This window comes from Microcoleus sp. Z1_B2, assembly GCF_036700325.1.
Classification (GTDB): domain Bacteria; phylum Cyanobacteriota; class Cyanobacteriia; order Cyanobacteriales; family Microcoleaceae; genus Microcoleus.
Map to the genome: position 1 here is coordinate 37,290 of NZ_JAUBOQ010000028.1, position 17,999 is coordinate 55,288.

The 17,999-nt window shown below is 42.1% G+C and carries 13 protein-coding genes; 4 read left to right on the plus strand and 9 right to left on the minus strand.

What is annotated here, in order from left to right; all coding sequences use genetic code 11:
* Positions 1–152: 152 nt before the first annotated feature.
* The 7 genes from QT984_RS17640 to QT984_RS17670 all read right to left on the minus strand — a co-directional run bounded on the left by QT984_RS17640 (position 153) and on the right by QT984_RS17670 (position 11,011).
* Positions 153–2,480, minus strand: a complete 2,328-nt coding sequence (locus QT984_RS17640) for a hypothetical protein (protein ID WP_333057038.1) — start codon at positions 2,478–2,480, stop codon at positions 153–155.
* A 1-nt stretch (position 2,481) separates the two neighbouring features.
* A complete protein-coding gene (locus QT984_RS17645; protein ID WP_333279169.1) occupies positions 2,482–6,435 on the minus strand; it encodes a hypothetical protein in 3,954 nt (1,317 codons plus the stop codon).
* 84 nt (positions 6,436–6,519) lie between these two features.
* The gene (locus tag QT984_RS17650) at positions 6,520–6,840 is read right to left on the minus strand and encodes a type II toxin-antitoxin system Phd/YefM family antitoxin (RefSeq protein WP_333057036.1); all 321 of its coding nucleotides are present in this window, start codon (positions 6,838–6,840) and stop codon (positions 6,520–6,522) included.
* A gap of 103 nt (positions 6,841–6,943) precedes the next feature.
* Positions 6,944–7,555, minus strand: a complete 612-nt coding sequence (locus tag QT984_RS17655; protein ID WP_333057035.1) for a hypothetical protein — start codon at positions 7,553–7,555, stop codon at positions 6,944–6,946.
* Between the two features lie 27 nt (positions 7,556–7,582).
* Entirely contained in the window at positions 7,583–7,831 is a 249-nt protein-coding gene (locus QT984_RS17660) for a hypothetical protein (RefSeq protein WP_333057034.1), read from the minus strand.
* A gap of 148 nt (positions 7,832–7,979) precedes the next feature.
* Positions 7,980–9,980, minus strand: coding sequence for an ArnT family glycosyltransferase (locus QT984_RS17665; RefSeq protein ID WP_445305859.1), 2,001 nt, complete (start codon positions 9,978–9,980; stop codon positions 7,980–7,982).
* A 452-nt stretch (positions 9,981–10,432) separates the two neighbouring features.
* Positions 10,433–11,011 (minus strand): hypothetical protein, encoded by a 579-nt coding sequence (locus tag QT984_RS17670; RefSeq protein WP_333057033.1) that lies wholly within the window; start codon positions 11,009–11,011, stop codon positions 10,433–10,435.
* A 364-nt stretch (positions 11,012–11,375) separates the two neighbouring features.
* Here QT984_RS17670 and QT984_RS17675 point away from each other — a divergent pair, with 364 nt between their 5' ends.
* Complete coding sequence (locus QT984_RS17675) at positions 11,376–11,708, plus strand: DUF565 domain-containing protein (protein ID WP_333057032.1); 333 nt, start codon at positions 11,376–11,378, stop codon at positions 11,706–11,708.
* Between the two features lie 75 nt (positions 11,709–11,783).
* Positions 11,784–12,944, plus strand: coding sequence for a glycerate kinase (locus QT984_RS17680; RefSeq protein ID WP_333057030.1), 1,161 nt, complete (start codon positions 11,784–11,786; stop codon positions 12,942–12,944).
* Between the two features lie 226 nt (positions 12,945–13,170).
* Here the strand turns inward: QT984_RS17680 and QT984_RS17685 are convergent, their stop codons facing one another.
* On the minus strand, positions 13,171–13,536 hold the full coding sequence (locus tag QT984_RS17685; protein WP_333057028.1) for a hypothetical protein: 366 nt from the start codon (positions 13,534–13,536) through the stop codon (positions 13,171–13,173).
* Between the two features lie 327 nt (positions 13,537–13,863).
* Here QT984_RS17685 and QT984_RS17690 point away from each other — a divergent pair, with 327 nt between their 5' ends.
* The gene (locus QT984_RS17690) at positions 13,864–14,391 is read left to right on the plus strand and encodes an orange carotenoid protein N-terminal domain-containing protein (RefSeq protein WP_333057027.1); all 528 of its coding nucleotides are present in this window, start codon (positions 13,864–13,866) and stop codon (positions 14,389–14,391) included.
* Between the two features lie 306 nt (positions 14,392–14,697).
* Here QT984_RS17690 and QT984_RS17695 read toward each other — a convergent pair whose 3' ends face one another.
* Positions 14,698–16,566 carry a PAS domain-containing sensor histidine kinase gene (locus QT984_RS17695; RefSeq protein ID WP_333057026.1) on the minus strand — a complete coding sequence of 623 codons (1,869 nt, stop codon included), beginning with the start codon at positions 16,564–16,566 and terminating at the stop codon, positions 14,698–14,700.
* A gap of 394 nt (positions 16,567–16,960) precedes the next feature.
* Here QT984_RS17695 and QT984_RS17700 point away from each other — a divergent pair, with 394 nt between their 5' ends.
* The gene (locus QT984_RS17700; protein WP_333057024.1) at positions 16,961–17,680 is read left to right on the plus strand and encodes a response regulator transcription factor; all 720 of its coding nucleotides are present in this window, start codon (positions 16,961–16,963) and stop codon (positions 17,678–17,680) included.
* The last annotated feature ends 319 nt before the right edge of the window (positions 17,681–17,999 follow it).

Consider the following 17,999-nt stretch of genomic DNA (forward strand, 5'->3'; position numbering starts at 1 on the left):
TCCTCGATCGGCTCTAAGTAGCAGGTTGGCTTCTAGCTGACGTTGATACTTGTCTCCGGCCTCAGACCAGATGTGAGTGTATCCGATGAGCTTCTCCTCTCGCTGAACTATCTGGATTTTTTCTGAAAGCAGCATTCAAATTCAGCCTTGTTTCAATTTTCAATTAATACTTGTGCTACTTTTTGTAACAATGACGATTGACTGTTTTCCCCGATTTTTAAAACATTGTGAGTTAGCGTACTAAGATGTAAAGCTGTGATGGGATGCTCGATCAGCTCAGATGTGGGAATTGACTCTCCTGAATATCTCTTCCCAATCAAATGATAGACTCTAAACCCTTTCTTAATCACTCCTACGATATTTTGCGCGGGAGGAACATAATACTGAATAAATATTTCGTTCTTTAAATCCAAAGATATCATCTTTTGGATTCTGTTAATAGGTTTAATCTCGCTATTGTAATGGGATACCAAAGGTAAAAATCTACTACTATTTTCACTTTTGTTTTTTCGATCTATTGTTAGTTCTCCGCTTTCCAAGTCTTCAATAATACCAGTCCGTCCAATTAACGTTGGTGTATAAAAATCATCTGTATAACAACTAATATACAGATCCTCTGATTCATCTACAAAATATTTTTGATCGTCAATTAATTTTTCTGACTTATTTTTTTTCTTTTTTAAGAATCGAAACTTAGATTCTATTTGTTTCAAATCGTAGATTACATTTTTTATATATATGCAACCATCTTTGCAAAGAAATTCTACCGCAACCGCTTTAGCTTCCTTGTTTCTAGGGCTGCGGACATAAATACTAAAAAATTGTTTTTCAGTAAATGATTGAGGAGTAGTAATAGGCAAGCCCAAGTTCTCATTTGAAAAACTCTGCGCGATCCAGTTCTTAATTCCCAACTCTATCAAGACTTTCTGAAATTTTGGGGAAATCTTTATCTTGTATTTATCGCAGAAATTTTCCCATTCCTTGCTATCTTCTTGTCCTATTAGATAGCAGGAAATATAACCCTCTACATCCAATAATTTCCCCTCTGTCCAAGCTTTCGTATCATTTTGGAGACTATCTCGATCGATTTGAGCTGTATAATTAAGAACCGCCAAAGCTGATTTATTATTTCCTACACCAGTAAATTCGGGTATATTTATCCCCTGCGTGCTAACAAAAACTCCTGTGTCTAAATAGTTAAATCTTTTCTTTAACTGTGAATAGAAATCTACTGACGATTTATTATCTATTTTTGTTGATGGACACCACAGAGCATCTTTTCTCTGGTAAGCCCTTGAACCGGCTTCTTCCTCCAAAAGTTTATTGAAAACCAAATAGTTTTTTCCTGATTCGAGTTGAATATCTGACCATTTAATAGATTCAGTAATTCTCCAGCAAACCTCTTCCTCACCTTCAGATTCTACTTTTTCATAGGTACTAACAGTTTTTCCCTGATTGTAAAATGCGATCGTAGATACCCCTTGATGTTTCAGAAAATGTTGCAAAAATTGTTGGTCAGATTCAGCTAAATCGACTCCAGTATTATTAATAATGTCTAAAAATTCTACAGATTCTATGTTTTTGATGAAAGGGTTTTCTAAGTAGTGGTCAGCCTGAAAATCAAGAGATTTAAATTTAATCTGGCACTCACTTAAAAAGCCCTCAAGTTTTGTCATGAGGTTTTGGTAATGATAAAGCTGAGTTTTTTTGAACTTGTCATAATTTTTGGGCTCTGTATCAAATTGCATAAAAGGAATATCATTTTTGTGACGAGCATCTAGATCGCGATCGAAGTAGTAATTTTTATTTTTGCATACCAACAACTCTCCTAAATTATCACCATCTACAGTCTTGTAATCTTTTTTATCTTTGGGCAATAAGAATTTTCGGTATTTTCGAGACAAGGTTAATGTTAGTACATTATATGGATTGTATTTGATTAACAAATTATGTCCCCAGACAAAAAGAGATTTTTTTGATTCAATGGGCTTCATCGAATGGAGTAATAGTAATTCTTCAAAACCATTTATTGTTTCAACGGATAAGCCTAGAGACAGAATATAAAACTTGAAAATGAGGTTGAAGATTCTTTCTCGATCGCTAGAATTAGCCGTAAATAACTTTTGCCATCCCGAATGATTTTTATTAGGCGATAAAAAGAACACATATTTTTTGCCACCAGTATAGGATAGGAAGTATTGAATGTCTGAATTTTCCCGTTCTTGCCCATGTTCAGCCAGCCTTTTTTTTATTTCATTTTTAATGTATTTATGCTGTTCTTTATAAAAGCTAGCCCGTGAATCCTCATTCTCAGAATTTTCATCTTCAGCAAGCCGATTTTTAAGAGGAAAATGTTCTATCCCTTGTCCCATTTTAAATAGATACTGAAACAGTTTTTCGGCAACTTCTTGTGGGTTTTGTAATATTTCTATTTGGTTGGTTCGCGATATATCTGATAAGGCTGCTATTTTATTTTTCATTTTATTTCTCCTTGGGAAACAAAAACTCGGTGAGGATATTGGATTGTACTGGACAATTGCGATCGTCAAAGAAAATCAAATTTCCCGAAAATAACCTGGGTGAGTGTTGTTGATTTTTTGCTTGGGCGGCGTGCAAGTTAAGGAGTAACCCTCTCGCAGTGCTAAATTCTGGATAGTCTGAAACAATCGCCTTCAGCTTCTTTTCGGTTTTATCCAGGGTTTTTTTGGACAGGCGATTTCCCGAAGCCACGCTCCAAGCTTTAACATCAATACAAAATAGCGTCTTCTCCTTGACATAGTACAAATCAAACCGCTCGTATAGCTTACGATACTTTGTGAAATCTTGCAATGGCTCAAAACCATAGGTGGATTTTATAGCTTTCCAGTCTTTGCCTTTGAAAATTATATCTTGAATCCAGCGTTCCACAAAATTTTCAGCCAGTGAGGGATACAACACATCGTAAAAGAAATGCGGACGCGGAATATAAGTATTAAAAACTTCGGGTTTGGGGATCAACTTGTTGTACAGTCTGTAGATTAAATCAGTCGAAGGCTCTAGCGAGTCAATTTCATTACCTTCTAAGTCATAGCCTCGATCGCTGATTTTTAGATATTCAGGATATAACCCCTTCTGGTAAAAATAGATTTTTTCCCCATTGATGCTATCACTGATAATCTGGAATTTTTGACCGCTTTCTTCCTCGGAAGCTAAATATGGCGTAAATTCAACTTGTTCTGGGTTGTGATAGAATAATGACTCAATAAAATCATCAGGAAATAGCTCTGAATCTCGCAACTTTTCCAGATACTTGGCTGGGTCCTTGAAAACAATTGGGTCGCGCAACGCATCCCACGCTTGTGCGATATCAAAAGTATGTGTATTAAGATGAAAGCGCTCGATTTCCTCCAACATTTGTGTTCTAAACTCTTGAAAAGCCAGAGTGGCATCAATCTCATCAATAACATGATCGTCATAATCCTTAATCGCTCGTTTTTTCTCTTCTTCTCGAACGCTTAAGTAGACTTTGTGGTTGTTAACGGAAAATTTCCGAATTTCCTCCTTTTCTTCCCGTTCCAGGTATCTGTAAAAATTTACTAGATTTTTTCGGGTTTCTTCATTAACAAATATTTTTACTACTTGGTTTGGAAAATCGCGTCTCTCAGATCGGCCGATAGCTTGCAAAACTTGTTTCCCTAATAAAATCTGGTGTTGCTGCTGTCGAAATTCTCCAGCTTCTGGTTGGCTGAGGTATTGGTTGAAATCTTTGATTTCAATATCAGACTCTCCCAAATTTACAATACTTTTCATTAAGGCAAAATGGTAAAGCGTCATAGATAATCCCGAATCTTTTGATTTGTTAAGCGATGGGCCCATTACTGTATAGTAACTGTCCATTAACAAAGCTAAAGAGTCGAAATCTTTTTCATTGCCGTTAGGGTTTTTGATGATAGGATTCAATCCTTTGGAAGCTGATTGATAAGCCGATATGAAGAATATTTTTTCCCCTTCTTTTTCAACCAGCTCATTCAAATACGTGTTCTCAGCTTTTTTGTCACAGTAAAGACTGTTGAATGATGCCTCATACAAAATTATTTTAATCTGAATCTTACTCTGATATTCCTTATGCTTTACTTGCAGATAATATATATTTGGATGTTTGGGTGACACCTTAAATATAAAGTTAGCATGATTGAGCCGCTCGCAATGTTGAATTAACTGTTTAATCCAGCGTAGAGTTTGAGTAAAAGCAATTGTTTCTTTAATTGAGTCATCCTCAAACAGGTAAAACAAGAAACGAATAAACTTTTGAAGTTCTTGGATTTTGTAATTTCCCAGCCAATTCCCATCCTGCTTGATATCGTCGATAAAACCTTTTAAAATCTTTTCTTCAAATCGTTCCACAACTTTTTGAGTTGCGTTATTTGGGAAAGACAATAAATCCTCACCGAAAAACTTTACTGCAATCTGTCGCTTCGCCTCACGACTCTCTCTGATGTTTTCGCAAAGCGATACTTCTTCCTCGCTCATTTCCTTAAAGGAACTTTCACCGGATTCACTAGCATTCCGCAATTTATCTTTGAAATACTGCATATCATAGCTCGTGCTTAAATCTCCTAAAATTCCTCCTGTTGCTGAAATCAAAAAAATCACATTACTATTATTGCATAACATGGAATTTATCTTGAATTCAGGCGAAGTCAATATAGCCGTACTACCAATAGAAACTTCTCTAAGGGCGCGCTCGATCAGATTATTTTTAGGATTTTGATAACGAGAAATTTCTTTGATATTTACGATCGACTTATAACTTTCATAGACATAGGCAATATTTAAGTATTTTAGCAGTTGATTTTGCGATGGAGTTTCTTCACTTGCCTTTTGGACTTTAGCTATTTGTTTCGACCAAATTTCTAAAGAACGGGATTGAGAATCTTCAGCATCTAAGACGTTAGCTAGAAAATCTTTGATGGTTTTGATTTGCGATCGCACAGCTAGAATGGCATAAATTAACTCTGCTACAGAGGTATTATCTGCCACTTTTTCCTCTGTGATTTGGACGTGCCCGCCAGAAGGTTTGGTTAAAAACAATTTTTGCAGAGGTTCTAGGTTGTAGATGTATAGGTTGTTGTATGCAAAAATGTTCATTAAATCATCACATATTTTATTGTAAAGCTTTTGAGGAATCAACAAACTTCTATTATTCTCGAATTTTGAAATAACTCTGGATAACATTTCAAAATCTACTATAATGGGATTTTCTTCATCATTATTCTCGAAAATTCCCACAATTTCTTCCGTTGATTCGTCAAGCCCCTTTTGAATTTTTACTATTTGTTGTAAAAACTTGATAGAGTTTCCCTCCTCAACAGTCAGTCTTTGATATGTGCGGGCGAATTTTTGCAATTTTTCTTCTAGAACTTTGTCTTTTTCCAAGTGTTCTTGAAATTCGTAAAAAGCTCCCTTATTCTTATCTACAAAAGTTAAAAAATCTCTGTTTTCATTGTTTTGAGTTGAAAACAGCATCGAAAATTCTCTATTGATAGATGACAGCGCATTATTGATGGCCAGTTTTTCAGGAGAGATAATATCAATCTTCTCCTCTAGCATAATTTGATAGCCATCTTCCTGCTCATCCAAGGCAAGGATAAACTTTCGGGAGTTGTCTGTATGCTCAATAACGTATTTATCGAGATGACTGCTTTTCTTTACCCATTTTGTACCATTGTGGATAAAGTACGGAATAGCCGTTTCAAATTTATTATAGGTGAGCATCAAAATTCCAGATTTGTTTTGCAGAAGATGGAGGGGGAAAAATATTTCAATTAACTTTGAGCATTGAGCAGGACAATTTCTTTTATCTAATTCACATTTGATAAAAAACTCTAAAAAGCTTTCAATTAAATGATTCAGTTCCCGTCTGGCTCTCGTAATTTCAGAATCATTAAAATCCTCATCTCCTAAACCTGTGTTTTTTACATATTCAAGGCGTTTAATCACCTCTTTTACTTTCTCTAGGTTGCGTTTATTTTCCTGAACCTTTTCCTCAGAACATACTTTTTTATCAATTCTCCAAAGTTTTGTGTTTTTGAGAATAGAAGATATTAGTTCCTTGTATAATTTGATATACTCATCCGTCGTTTTCATTTCTAACGAATTTATTTTATAGACGGGAATATTTTGGTATTGGCTCTCAACTGAAGTTGGAACACATAAGTGTTCTCTCAATGGCGCAACATATATGCCGATTATTTGAATAGTTGAATGTTCTTCTATGGTTTTATAAATCGCTTGAAACAATTGGTGAGTTTTTCCAGAACCCGTACCATAATTGATAAGTTTTAGTTGGGGACGGTTTTCTCGAAAGCTATCTTCAATAGTTGCCAGGTAGGAATTAATAATTTTGCAACGAACTGATTCTAACTGCTGATTAAGATCGTCTGTTTGCTTTTGCATTATGTGTTATCACCTTATCTAGAGTAAATACATATCGTGGGATAGTCTTTTCTTTGACTGATACCCATAGTAGCGCCTGAACTCTTATGCTTTGTATCGTAAATTGCTAAACACCAGTTTTTTGGCATCTTTCTGTGCCTGCTTGGTGTATACCAGATTCCCATTCACCACTGCAACTGGCGATCGCAATCCTCGATCGCCGTTGCCATTCCTTCCCGAATTGATTCCCGCATCCCTGGCACTGAGAGAAGATACAGTGTCTCCTTCCTGCACAGATGCCCAGTCAGATTCAGATAATAACACTGTATTGCTAGTCTGTCCTGCGATCACAATAGGTTGGTGTGACTGACTCACCGCATCGATCAACTGCTGCAACTGCTTTTGGGCTTCATTGATTGGAATCATAATCTTCCACTTTTCTAAATACGCTTTTCTCGATGATGTGGCGTGGCTGTAGACACTCCCTTAATTATGAGCGATCGTTCCCTTTCTGGCTTCTATATCCATTTTATTTTAAGGTTAGGTCAAGACTTTCTATTTGTTTCTGTGTGTCGGGGTGCACCTGAATATTCAATTGCTCAATTTGTTCTCGCAGATAACCCTCAGAAATGATTACATCGTCCCATTCTTGCGAATAGTAAATCAAGCTTTCACCCCAAAAATCCTGAACTATATAATCTAAAACTTCCAAAGCAAATTTTAATGTCTCTGTGGAAGCTTCGCAATCAGGAGCGGCAGAAAAATGGACAATGATGTTTCGCAGATCGCCAAATTTTTGATATCTATCTAATTCCTTGATTCTATAACCAGTTGTCGCCCAAAGAACTTCAGGTAACTCTGAATAAATTAAAGTTCGACTGTACTTAAAGAGTTCCTTGATACTCAATACATCCTTAGTAGTATTTGATTTAGGGTAGGACTTGAAGATTAAAAGCGGATGCTCTTCAGCAATGCGTGCCTTGATAAGTATTTCTGCTCCATGTGCTGCATGAACTACCGACAACATATGAGCAAAAGGCCTCGTGATCTCGCTAAATGTTGCATCATAAATAGCTCTCCCAAGAATATGAAGCCCAAATTCTTTCATGTGCTGTGATACTTGTTTTGTCTCAGGATTCATCTAATCTACTCCGTAACGCTAGTTAACTCACGATCGCTGATTGACATCTTGAGCCGCCATCATTGCATTGATGTGGGTAAAGATACGATCTAATTCCCCAATGGCATCGAGTTCGGCTGCCTCTTCTGCTATTAGTCGATCGTCCTTCTTCTTCTCTAACAAATTTTCCATACGCTGTTGGAGCGATTCACTAAATTTGAACAACTTCCACCGATCGACTTTTTCAATGCAAATCTCATGGATTAATGAGGAGGGTTTGTTGAGAATTGAAACCATTGTAGGCTCCCAGCTTCGGGCTTTAGGTAGTGACTAGATTATAGCTTTTGCAGTCCTGGACGCACCATATCCAAATTCCGGGGCAACCACGGGGGGATTGCCCCTACTTTCACACCATATAGGTCGGCTCACACCGCAGTACAATCCACTATCGAAATGCTGTTCTCGGAACCCTGGCGAGTTGGTAAGCGCCGCGACTTTCCAACAATTGATATTGATTTGGCTGCAATCCTAATTCCACAAATTTCTCTGGATATCCCAGCAACAAAATAGAGGGAGAATTTGGGTTTTTTGATTCCTTAATGTAGTCGATCGCCCTTCTGACAGCTCGGTAGTAAGTCACCGGCTCTTCGGTATAAAAAACCAGACTTGGTTTCCAGAAACCAACCATAATAAACTCTTCTCCTGGCAGTTTTTGTTGAACGGCAACCTGCGCTAACTGTCTCAGAGGTAACTGGCGGTTGATATCAACCAATTTGTAGGCGGGAGTAAGACCAAAGATGATAAATGCTACTAACCCGATGAAGTTAGCAACCAAAATCCAGCGCTGTTGCCGCTGCCAAAGTAAAAGTCCGATCGCCACCGCTGTAATTATCCAAATCGTACCGCCTACAATCAGCAATCCCGACTGCTGAATTGCTTGGGGAAAATTGGGCATAGCCGGGTCGTCTCCGAGCCAGTTGTAGCAGTAGAAAGTTGCTCCGGCTATAATCAGTAAAAATATGACATTGAAAATGTATGTAACTAACAGCCCTCGCGGTAAAGAATTAGGTTTTTTTTCTAACTTTGCCCGCCTATTTTCTGGTTCGTTGCCTGCAATAATATCGCTCCACAGCAGCGTTACCAAAATCGCAGCGGCGGGGATTAAAGGCAATACATAACTGGGCAATTTGGTCACGGCGATCGTGAAAAAGCCAAAGATGCACCCGAACCAAAAGATGGCAAATAAACTCAACTGAGCCGATCGCGGTTGACGACGCCAGTAACTGCGCTGCCAAAAACGGGTACGGGCGATCGCCACCGGCAAATAAATCGACCAAGGTGCAAAACCAACTAGCACTACAAAAAAGTAAAAATACCAAGGCGCGGAGTGCTTGTTGACTACTCCAGTAAAACGCTGGAAATTGTGATAGCCAAAAAAGCTGTCAATATAAGTTTGACCGTTGTCTAAAATAACCAAAATGTACCAAGGCAAGGCGATCGCCAGAATAATCAAGATTCCCGACACCGGACGCATTTCGCGCCAAAGTTGCCAAAAATTTCCCAAATAAAGCCCGAAGCAGCCAACAATCAGCGCTGGCAAGACAATTCCCACAGGCCCCTTAGCCAGAATTGCTAAGGCAATTAGTACGTAAAAAGTCAGATACCACTTATTGGGAAATCGGGAAGCGGAAACGGTGGAAAATTCGGCTTTTTCTCTCTGTTCTTCTAGAGTGTAACCGAGAAAAAATGCGAATAGTGCCGAACACATACAACTAACTAATAGCATATCTGAAACGCCAGTCCGTCCCCAGGCAATAGTTTGGGGATTTAAAGCTATTAGGGCAGCACCAATCCAGGGAGTAGAAAGAAAAATAGGAATACTAGGAGAAGGGGAGAGTGGGGGAGTGGGAGAGTGGGAGAACGAGGGAGAAAAGACAGTTACATTCATCCGTGTATCCGTGTCCGAATCCGTATCGTGCCCTTCTTCCTTATTCCTGACATCCGTTAAATCCGTTACAGAATCCGTTGCCGAACTTCCTCCTTCCTTCGATAAGGTATAGAATCCGAGGCAAGTCAGACCGATCGCACACAAGGCCGAGGGAAGACGCACGGCCCATTCGTTAACACCCAGCGTGCGGTAAGCCACCGCCATCAGCCAGTAAATCAACGGTGGCTTGTCAAACCTCGTTTCGCCGTTGAAATAAGGAGTGATCCAATCCCCTGTCAGCGTCATTTGACGGGCGGCTTCGGCAAACAACGGTTCGGTTTCGTCAACTAAACCGATGTTGCCGAGATTCCACAAGAAACCTACCCAGGCGATCGCGCACAGCCATAAAAGCGACAGCAGCTTTGGTGCGATCCTCTTCGAGGGCTTTCCTTCGGATCGCTTCGCTAACGCTAACGGGCGCTTCCTAAACTCTGACAAATTTTTAATAACTTCCTTCACGCAAACTTCCTGCGATTTTAGATTTTAAATTTTAGCTCGCATAGAGAGTCTACCGAAAGATTCGCATTCTCGAAACTCCCCATTCGATCGAATCTGGTTAAACTCAGATGTTACACCATTCTCAAGAAGGCTTTTATGAACAGGCTTTCCGGCCTGTTCCACAATAAAATTCACTCTTTGTGGAACAGGCCGGAAAGCCTGTTAAGCGAGAATGGTGCAAGATATCAGTTAAACAGAGATGTTGCACCATTCTCAACAAGCCTTTCAGGGGCTGGCTCTCCTGCCCAACCCCTACTCCCCACAAGAAAATTCACTCTTTGTGGAACAGGCCCAAAAGCCTGTTAAGCGAGAATGGTGCAAGATATGTGAGTTTAACCTCCCATAGCCCATTCTCAACAAGACCGTATCGACCGGAATTCTCGACCAAAATCTCGGCACCTGCAGCTAAGCGTTCACGGCTGCAAAATTAATTGCCATTCTCCGGCTGTGCTGTTCCAAGCCGGCGAGGGTGTCTCCCCGGCGACGAAAGGCCCCCAGTAGCGGCGAGAACCATCCTGAGCAAAAACCACTAAAATGTCTCCCCGTTTGACTTGTAACTTTCCCTCCGGCAGCGATAGCATCAGTCCCTTGCCGCCACCTTCCCCCGGCGCAAAATCCCAGTGCGCCGGTTTGCCGTAGGATTCCTTGGCTTGCCGTTTCGACAGCAGGGCCACTCGCACTGGGTGTTCGCTGCGGTTGCTGACGCGCAAACGGCCGGAGGCTTTAGCATCTACAGGGATTGAGGAAAGCACTTCCTCCTCTGGATCTGGGGGGGTTGGTGTTGAGTCGGGTTTGGGCTCGCTAGCGGTGTCTGCTGAATCTGTCGCAACTGGAGAAATGGGGGGTATGGGGGGGAGTGCGGTGGCTTGTGAGGGCCAATCGCTCGACTGATTTGAACCGTTGGAGATAGTGATTTCAAAACGTCCTAGAAACATTCCTGTAATTAGGACGATCGACACTCCAATTACGAGCTGGTAAATTTTAAGATTCATAAATTTTAGGCTTAAAGGATAGACTGCACCCGCAATGAGTCTTAACTATTTTTAATGTAAAACCAGGGGCTGCTGTGACACAAGATACAGTTACACTTAATGACTTAACCGTTCTCTGCTATAATTCGCCAATCGCTTAATACCATCTTAGATGTTAAATTTTATATTTTAGATGGCGACATACTGACCGCGGTAAGAATTTGGATTTAGCCTGGAGGGGCATTTGTTGACTCATCGTTATAGCTTTTAATAGCAGTTGAAAAAAAAAGTGCTACTCTATGCCCGTACTCCAAAACCCAATATTCATCAGTAATTCCGCATCTCAAATCTCCAATCTCGAATCTCCAATGGTATAACTTTTTTTATGCAGAATACCCGAATTAACAGATTGATTGATGTTCTGGGCGAGCGATTCCGAGGCTGGCTGAGCAATCCTTGGCGGCGGATTTCGCTACTGCTAATTAGCCTGCTTTTCGGCACTTTTTTGGGAACTGCTATTTCGACTATCGCCGGACAATCAGCAGATTGGGATATTATCGCGGCCGGGCTGTTGGTGTTGTTGACTGAGTTTGCGAGCTGGCTGGTTTACGGCAGCCCGCGGCCTGTAGCCCGTTCTTTTTGGGTGGATATGCTCTATGCTCTGAAAATTGGCGTGACTTACAATTTATTTGTGGAGGCTTTCAAACTTGGCTCTTAAAAGGAGGGGAAATATTTGTCGGTTGTAGATAGTAATTGGACAAAACCAGCCCCCGCTAGCGAGAGTTTTTAGGATATGGATCGATCGACTGTAACCCCTGTTGAAATTTTACATCGATGGCAAGCCGGCGATCGCCCGATCGCTCCCGACTTCGATCACCTGGCTTTGTGGGAACTTGCGGATGATGTGCGATCCTCTTCGAGGGCTTCGCGAACGCGCGCTTTTGGGATTACTCCTGACAGTGTAGCCGATGTTGTCCGCTGCAAAACCGATTTATTCTTTTCTCTTCTTGACGAACTGCATACTTTCCCCCTAAAGTCAACTGTTTTCCTCGAAACTTTGTGGAATCTGTGGCTGCCGCTGGCAATGCAATTATCGACTGCCAAACAAAGTTTAAACCGTCCTTTAATTCAAGGAATTTTAGGAGGGCAAGGAACGGGAAAAACTACTTTATGCCAAGTTTTGAGGCTGATTCTGGGAAAATTGGGATATTCTACTGTCAGCCTTTCTTTAGACGATCTTTACAAGACTTATGCCGATCGCCAACAACTCCAAAAAGCAGACCCGCGTTTAATTTGGCGCGGCCCCCCCGGCACTCACGATATTGACTTGGGAATCGCAGTTTTAGACAAGTTGCGCGGTTCTCAAACTCATAATTTAGCAGCATTTGACAATCCCAAATCAGATGCCCTCAAACCGGATATAATTAAAAATATAGAAATTCCCAGGTTTGACAAATCAGCCTATGGAGGTGCAGGAGATAGAAGTCAACCCGAAATTATTTCCGGTGCGGATATTGTACTTTTTGAAGGTTGGTTTGTCGGTGTGAATCCGGTGGTTGATGCCAAATTAAACGAGTTTTTGGCGGCTGCACCGTTTCCGATTTCCACAGAAAGCGACTGTCAGTTTGCGCGCGATATGAATGCGAAGCTGCACGACTATCTGCCCCTGTGGAACCGATTAGATCGGTTGATGGTTTTGTATCCCCAAGATTATCGCATTTCTCAAGTGTGGCGCAATCAGGCGGAACGGGAAATGATGGCGACGGGGAAGTCGGGAATGTCAGAAGCGGAAATTAATCGGTTTGTCGAATATTTCTGGAAAGCGCTGCATCCCGAGTTATTTATTAAGTCGATGGTTGAGGAGGGCGATCGCGTGGATTTAGTAATTGAAATTTTGGGCGATCGCACTGTCGGCCAAATCTGTCGGGCGATCGACTTAAAATTAAGCGATTAGGGAGAGTTAAAATTAACGCTTTAAGGACACAAAAATGTTGTGTCCCTACCCTATTGCAGCTTTTAAGGACAAAACCTTGTTCCGTCCCTACTGTATTGCAGCTTATCGTACAGTCACTTGCAGGACTTATATAAAAAGTGGTTTGACGCGCGAATTATAGGGGGAAGGCGCGTCATAAGCACCCTACAATACAGAGGTTGTCCGTCGAGGATGGAGAATTTCTAAATTAACTGCCGGGAGTACCAAGATCGATCGCTTTCTGCATCAAATCGTCGGTAACTTCGCCCGGTGTACCTGCAGGCTTAATTTCCTGAGCCATCGAACGAAAATCAGCGGGATTGCCGCTTGTATCTGCCGGCTTTGCGATATCTTTAGGAGCGGGAATAGGAAATTTAGGTGCAGTTGCAGCGGCGGCAGCTTGAGCGCCGGCACCCGTGCGATCGATGTCACTAACACTAAATTCTTTTGAAGCTTCGTAGTCTGCTGATACATCAACTGTCGGCAACTTTTGTTCTCCAGCTTCCACGCTTTCAGTTATCTGCTGAGCGTCAAAGCTTTCAGTGTTATTTGGTTCTGTATTGATTTGAGACATAGCCGACTCCTTTCTAGTTTTATTTAACAATTTACTGTATTTATTGTGATTCTATTTCGTTAATTTTTCATCTACCCGTAGATATATCGCGCGCTTCTATCTCAAGGCTGATTTATTCTCATGTGGCTGGTCAACATTACACGAGTTTCCTAAACTAATCCAACTATATGCAAGCTTCAAACCCATACCTCATCTGTCATTCTCAATTCTTTCATCTAAAATCTAAAATTTAAAACCTCAAATCGTATTACCTCTTCGGGATGGTGACTGGCACTTACAAATGTTGATATTTATATATTCTGAAAGCATTTTTAAGGAATTTTGTTTATGAACTCACCCGCCGCCACCAATCCTCACTCTCTCTCCAACGACACTCAAAACATCGTTCAGACAATCAACGGGTTGGGTACAGATGAAAAGCTGGCGCTGCTCTACTTTGTTTATGAAAAAATGGGAGATTCAATTACACCAGCCGCTCCCGCCGCCGCCGAACCAGAATTAGCTCCCATGCTGCTGGATGATTTTTACAAGCTTTCGGCCGATCAACAACTGAATATCATGCGAGGTATTGTCAACCGCGACGACACGCCCTATTCTCACGCTTACGGAGCTTTAACTGCTAACAATCAGTTGGTGGTTTGGTATGCTTGGGCGATTGGTATGGGTGAAACAATTGTCGATATCCCCGACGGATATGAGGCAACTGAGGCTGTCAATGGCGTGTTGGGTCAAATTGAAGGTCTTGATTTTGAACAGCAAATTTCGGTGCTGCGCGACGTAGCTAATAATATGGGCTACACCGATGTTAAACCAATTGCTACTCAGGCAGAAGTAGGGAAAACTTCTAGTCTTTAGATAAGAGTCTGCTGTTGCAACCTATCCTACACAAACTCTCCTCCTAGCAGAGAGGGACTCAAGAATAAAGGAATTACCCAAAACCTCTATATGTAGGGTGCGTCTCGGCGCACCCTACCGCTATAATTAGTAGGTAACACCTTTTTTTGCTCTTAGTCCTATTTATTTTTTCGTCTATTAAGCTGTTGTGCATTTAAAGCACTAAGGAATGAGAATTAAATAACTTCCACAAGTTTGTGGGACGGGCGGGACGCCCATCCCACAATAACAATTAAAATTGTAAGTTATTTAATTCGCGATCCTTAGTCAGGAAGTAAGTTTTTTAGGATAAACTTTTCGCGGAAATTCCATCCGAAATATCGAACCTTTTTTTGGTTGACTTTCAGCAGTAATTGTGCCGTCGATCATCTTGACTAAAGAGGCACAAATAGCTAGTCCTAAACCAGTGCCTGGATATTGGCGAGTTGTGGTTTGGTCGCCTTGGTGGAACTTGTCGAAAATGTGGGGAAGAGCCTTTTCACAGATGCCGATTCCTGTATCCCGAACGGTGATAATTAGCCGATCGCGATTTAATTCCCGCACCTCAATATAGATGCTGCCCTCATGTGTGAATTTAACCGCGTTGGAAACGAGATTGACCAAAATTTGCCGCAGGCGCAACTTGTCATTAACTATAAACTGATGCTGCAAGCACACGCTGACGGACAATGCCACATTCTTATCGGTGGCTTGATTTCCGAATTCCAAGGCGACATCCATTACTAAATGCGCTAAATCAAATTTTTCAATTTTTAATTCTGTGCGGCCACTCTCGATTTTGGAGAGGTCGAGGATATCGTTAATCAGCAGTAGCAGGTTTTTGCCGTTATGTAAAATGCGCCCCACCATTTCTGTTTGCTGGGCGGTCAGCATTTGTTTGTGCTGGCGCAGCAGCAATTGGGAAAAGCCGATAATCGAATTCATGGGAGTTCGCAATTCGTGGGACATGATGCCCAAAAATTGCGATTTTAACTTGGCTGCTTCTAGCAGTTCCAATTTTTGCTGTTGAATGCGTCGCCCCTGATTTTCCAGTTCTTCCTGCTGGCGAATTAGCAGCTCGTTTTGCAAGTCTAAAAGCTGTTCCTGCTTTTTTAATTTTTCGATCGCCAGTGCGTTATTAATGGCCATCGCCGCTTGTTTTCCCATCACCGCCAGCAGTTGCTGAGTATGCCCGTCCATCGCCGTGCTGTCTTTCCCGTTGCCGATGGCGAGCACACCCAAACGCCCGCTTTGCCCCGACTCGATCGCCGCTGCACAAGCCGCCGCCGGCAGCAAGCCTTTGCGGCACTCCGAGCGCCACAGTACAGACTCTCCCGTCGCAAATGCTTTCCACAGCAGCTTGTTTTGCACGTGCGGAGTTTTGCCCCCACCAAAGTTTTCTGTCCCTCCGACAGCGCTGAGTTTGAGGCCGCTGCAATCGGACTCCAGGAGAGCAACTAGGCAAAATTCCGCTCCTGCGATCGCCTCTACAGTCGCATCCGCAATGCCTTGCAACAACTGGCACAAGCTACCCGCCCGCTGGCTCAATATATTTGTAAACTGCTCTATCACCTGTAAATCCTGCCCAGCCTTTATTACCGTCCGGGCTTCGCACAATTTTTCTACTTGGAAATTAGCTTCCGATCGCGCTTGATGCGGCCAAAATTCTCGTTTTGCTTGGGGATCGGCTTGAGTTTGTTCGATCGGCTCCATATCTGTGTAGGTTCCCACCCACTCCAAAACTTCCTGACTGTCGGGGTTAGCAGGCTCTCCTTTTGCCACGTTCCAGCGGTAAGTGCCCTCTCGCGTCTGCAGACGAAATATAATTTCGTAGCTTGGCGGCGGGAACTTAGAACTGTGCGATCTCGCCAATAGACGAGGGCGGTCTTCTGGGTGGACGCGCGCCAGATAGCCGAAACCCAAAGCTGCTGATGCTGGTACGCCTGTGTACTCCTCCCAGCGCTGACAGAAATAAGTCGCCCAGCCGTCGGCCTTTGTTTTCCAAACTATGTGAGGAATTGCCGACCACAGGCGATCGTCCTGAGTTTCGCAGTCGCCAACTTGCGGTTGGGGGGATGTTATTTCAGATACTTTGTGTAAGATTTCCGAGTCGGAAAACTCCGAGGGAAAAGACTTATTGCCGTGATACTGAGTCATAACAGGTTATATAAATAAGCATTGGACTAGAGCCCTAACACCGGCTAAAGACTCGTGCTGCTAGCTTTATTGATTTTGAGAACCCAAGTGCATCAAAATTTTTTATACTTTAAATTTATCCGGGTAGTGGTATCTTTACCTCTATCAACGGGCGGACAATGAGATAATTCAGTTAAACTGTTAAAACATTGAGAGCTTACCTGTCCCGATCGGGTTCCTGCAGGCATCGCAAAATAACTTAAAAATTAACTTGCATTCTTGGCGGCTGCATGAGTATGCTTTAAAATGATGTGCTACCTGTAAAACCCTAAATCAGGACACATTCTCAAATTTACTCAGTTTAGCTGAGTCAGTTGATGATATTTTAAAACTTTAGCGGACTATTGGAAGAAAGATGAGTAAAATTCGCGTTGCTTTGGTAGAAGACCATGACCTGACAAGAGTTGGCATCCGCACAGCTTTACAACAGCGTGACACAATAGAAGTTGTCGGCGATGCAGCTAACGCTACAGAGGGATTGAAACTGCTTCAGTCTTCAAAACCTGACGTGGCAATTGTAGACATTGGGTTGCCGGATTTTGATGGCATTGAACTTACACAAAAGTTCAAGAAATCGGTAGCGGAGTCCGATCCTGATACAAAAATTTTGATTCTGACTTTTCAGGACAATGAAGAAGAAGTTCTGGCAGCTTTTGCCGCCGGAGCTGATTCTTACTGCATGAAAGATATTAGCTTCGATCAGTTATTAGATGTAGTAAAAGTAACTCACGAAGGTAACTCTTGGATCGATCCGGCGATCGCCCGTATCGTCCTCAAACAAGCTCGCACTCAGGAACCCGCGCCGGAAGAACCGAAGGCTGAGGGCAAAAGAGTCACCATTAAGGCTGCCGAACCAGAGTTTAGTCACATCATTGAGACTTACCCTTTAACCGAGCGGGAATTAGAAGTTTTGGAACTAATCGTACAGGGTTACAGCAATGCTGCAATCGCCGAAAAGCTTTATATTACCGTCGGTACAGTCAAGACTCACGTCCGCAATATTTTGAACAAGTTGTGCGCTGATGACCGCACTCAGGCAGCCGTTCTCGCCCTGCGTTCTGGCTTGGTTGGATGAAGCCCGATCGTCAGGCAAAATCAAGTTAAAAGTAGGGTGCGCTGGGCGCACCTTACGGCCAATCGATTTGAGATTTTAGATTTTAGATTAAAGAATTGAAGCATTGACTTGCGCGAGATAAATTCGGGGGTTCCTTTATCGGATACACGTTTTTTATTTCTGGGTCCTGAGTCTGCTTTTGGAATGAATCACGGGGCGGGTATCCTGGAGGCTTTCGGTCACTGATTAAGGGTGTGCAGTGCACACCGAATGACTAATTGTTATCAAAAAATTAGGGCAGGCAGTGTGTACCAGCCGAGCAATTGTTTCTTGTTAAAAA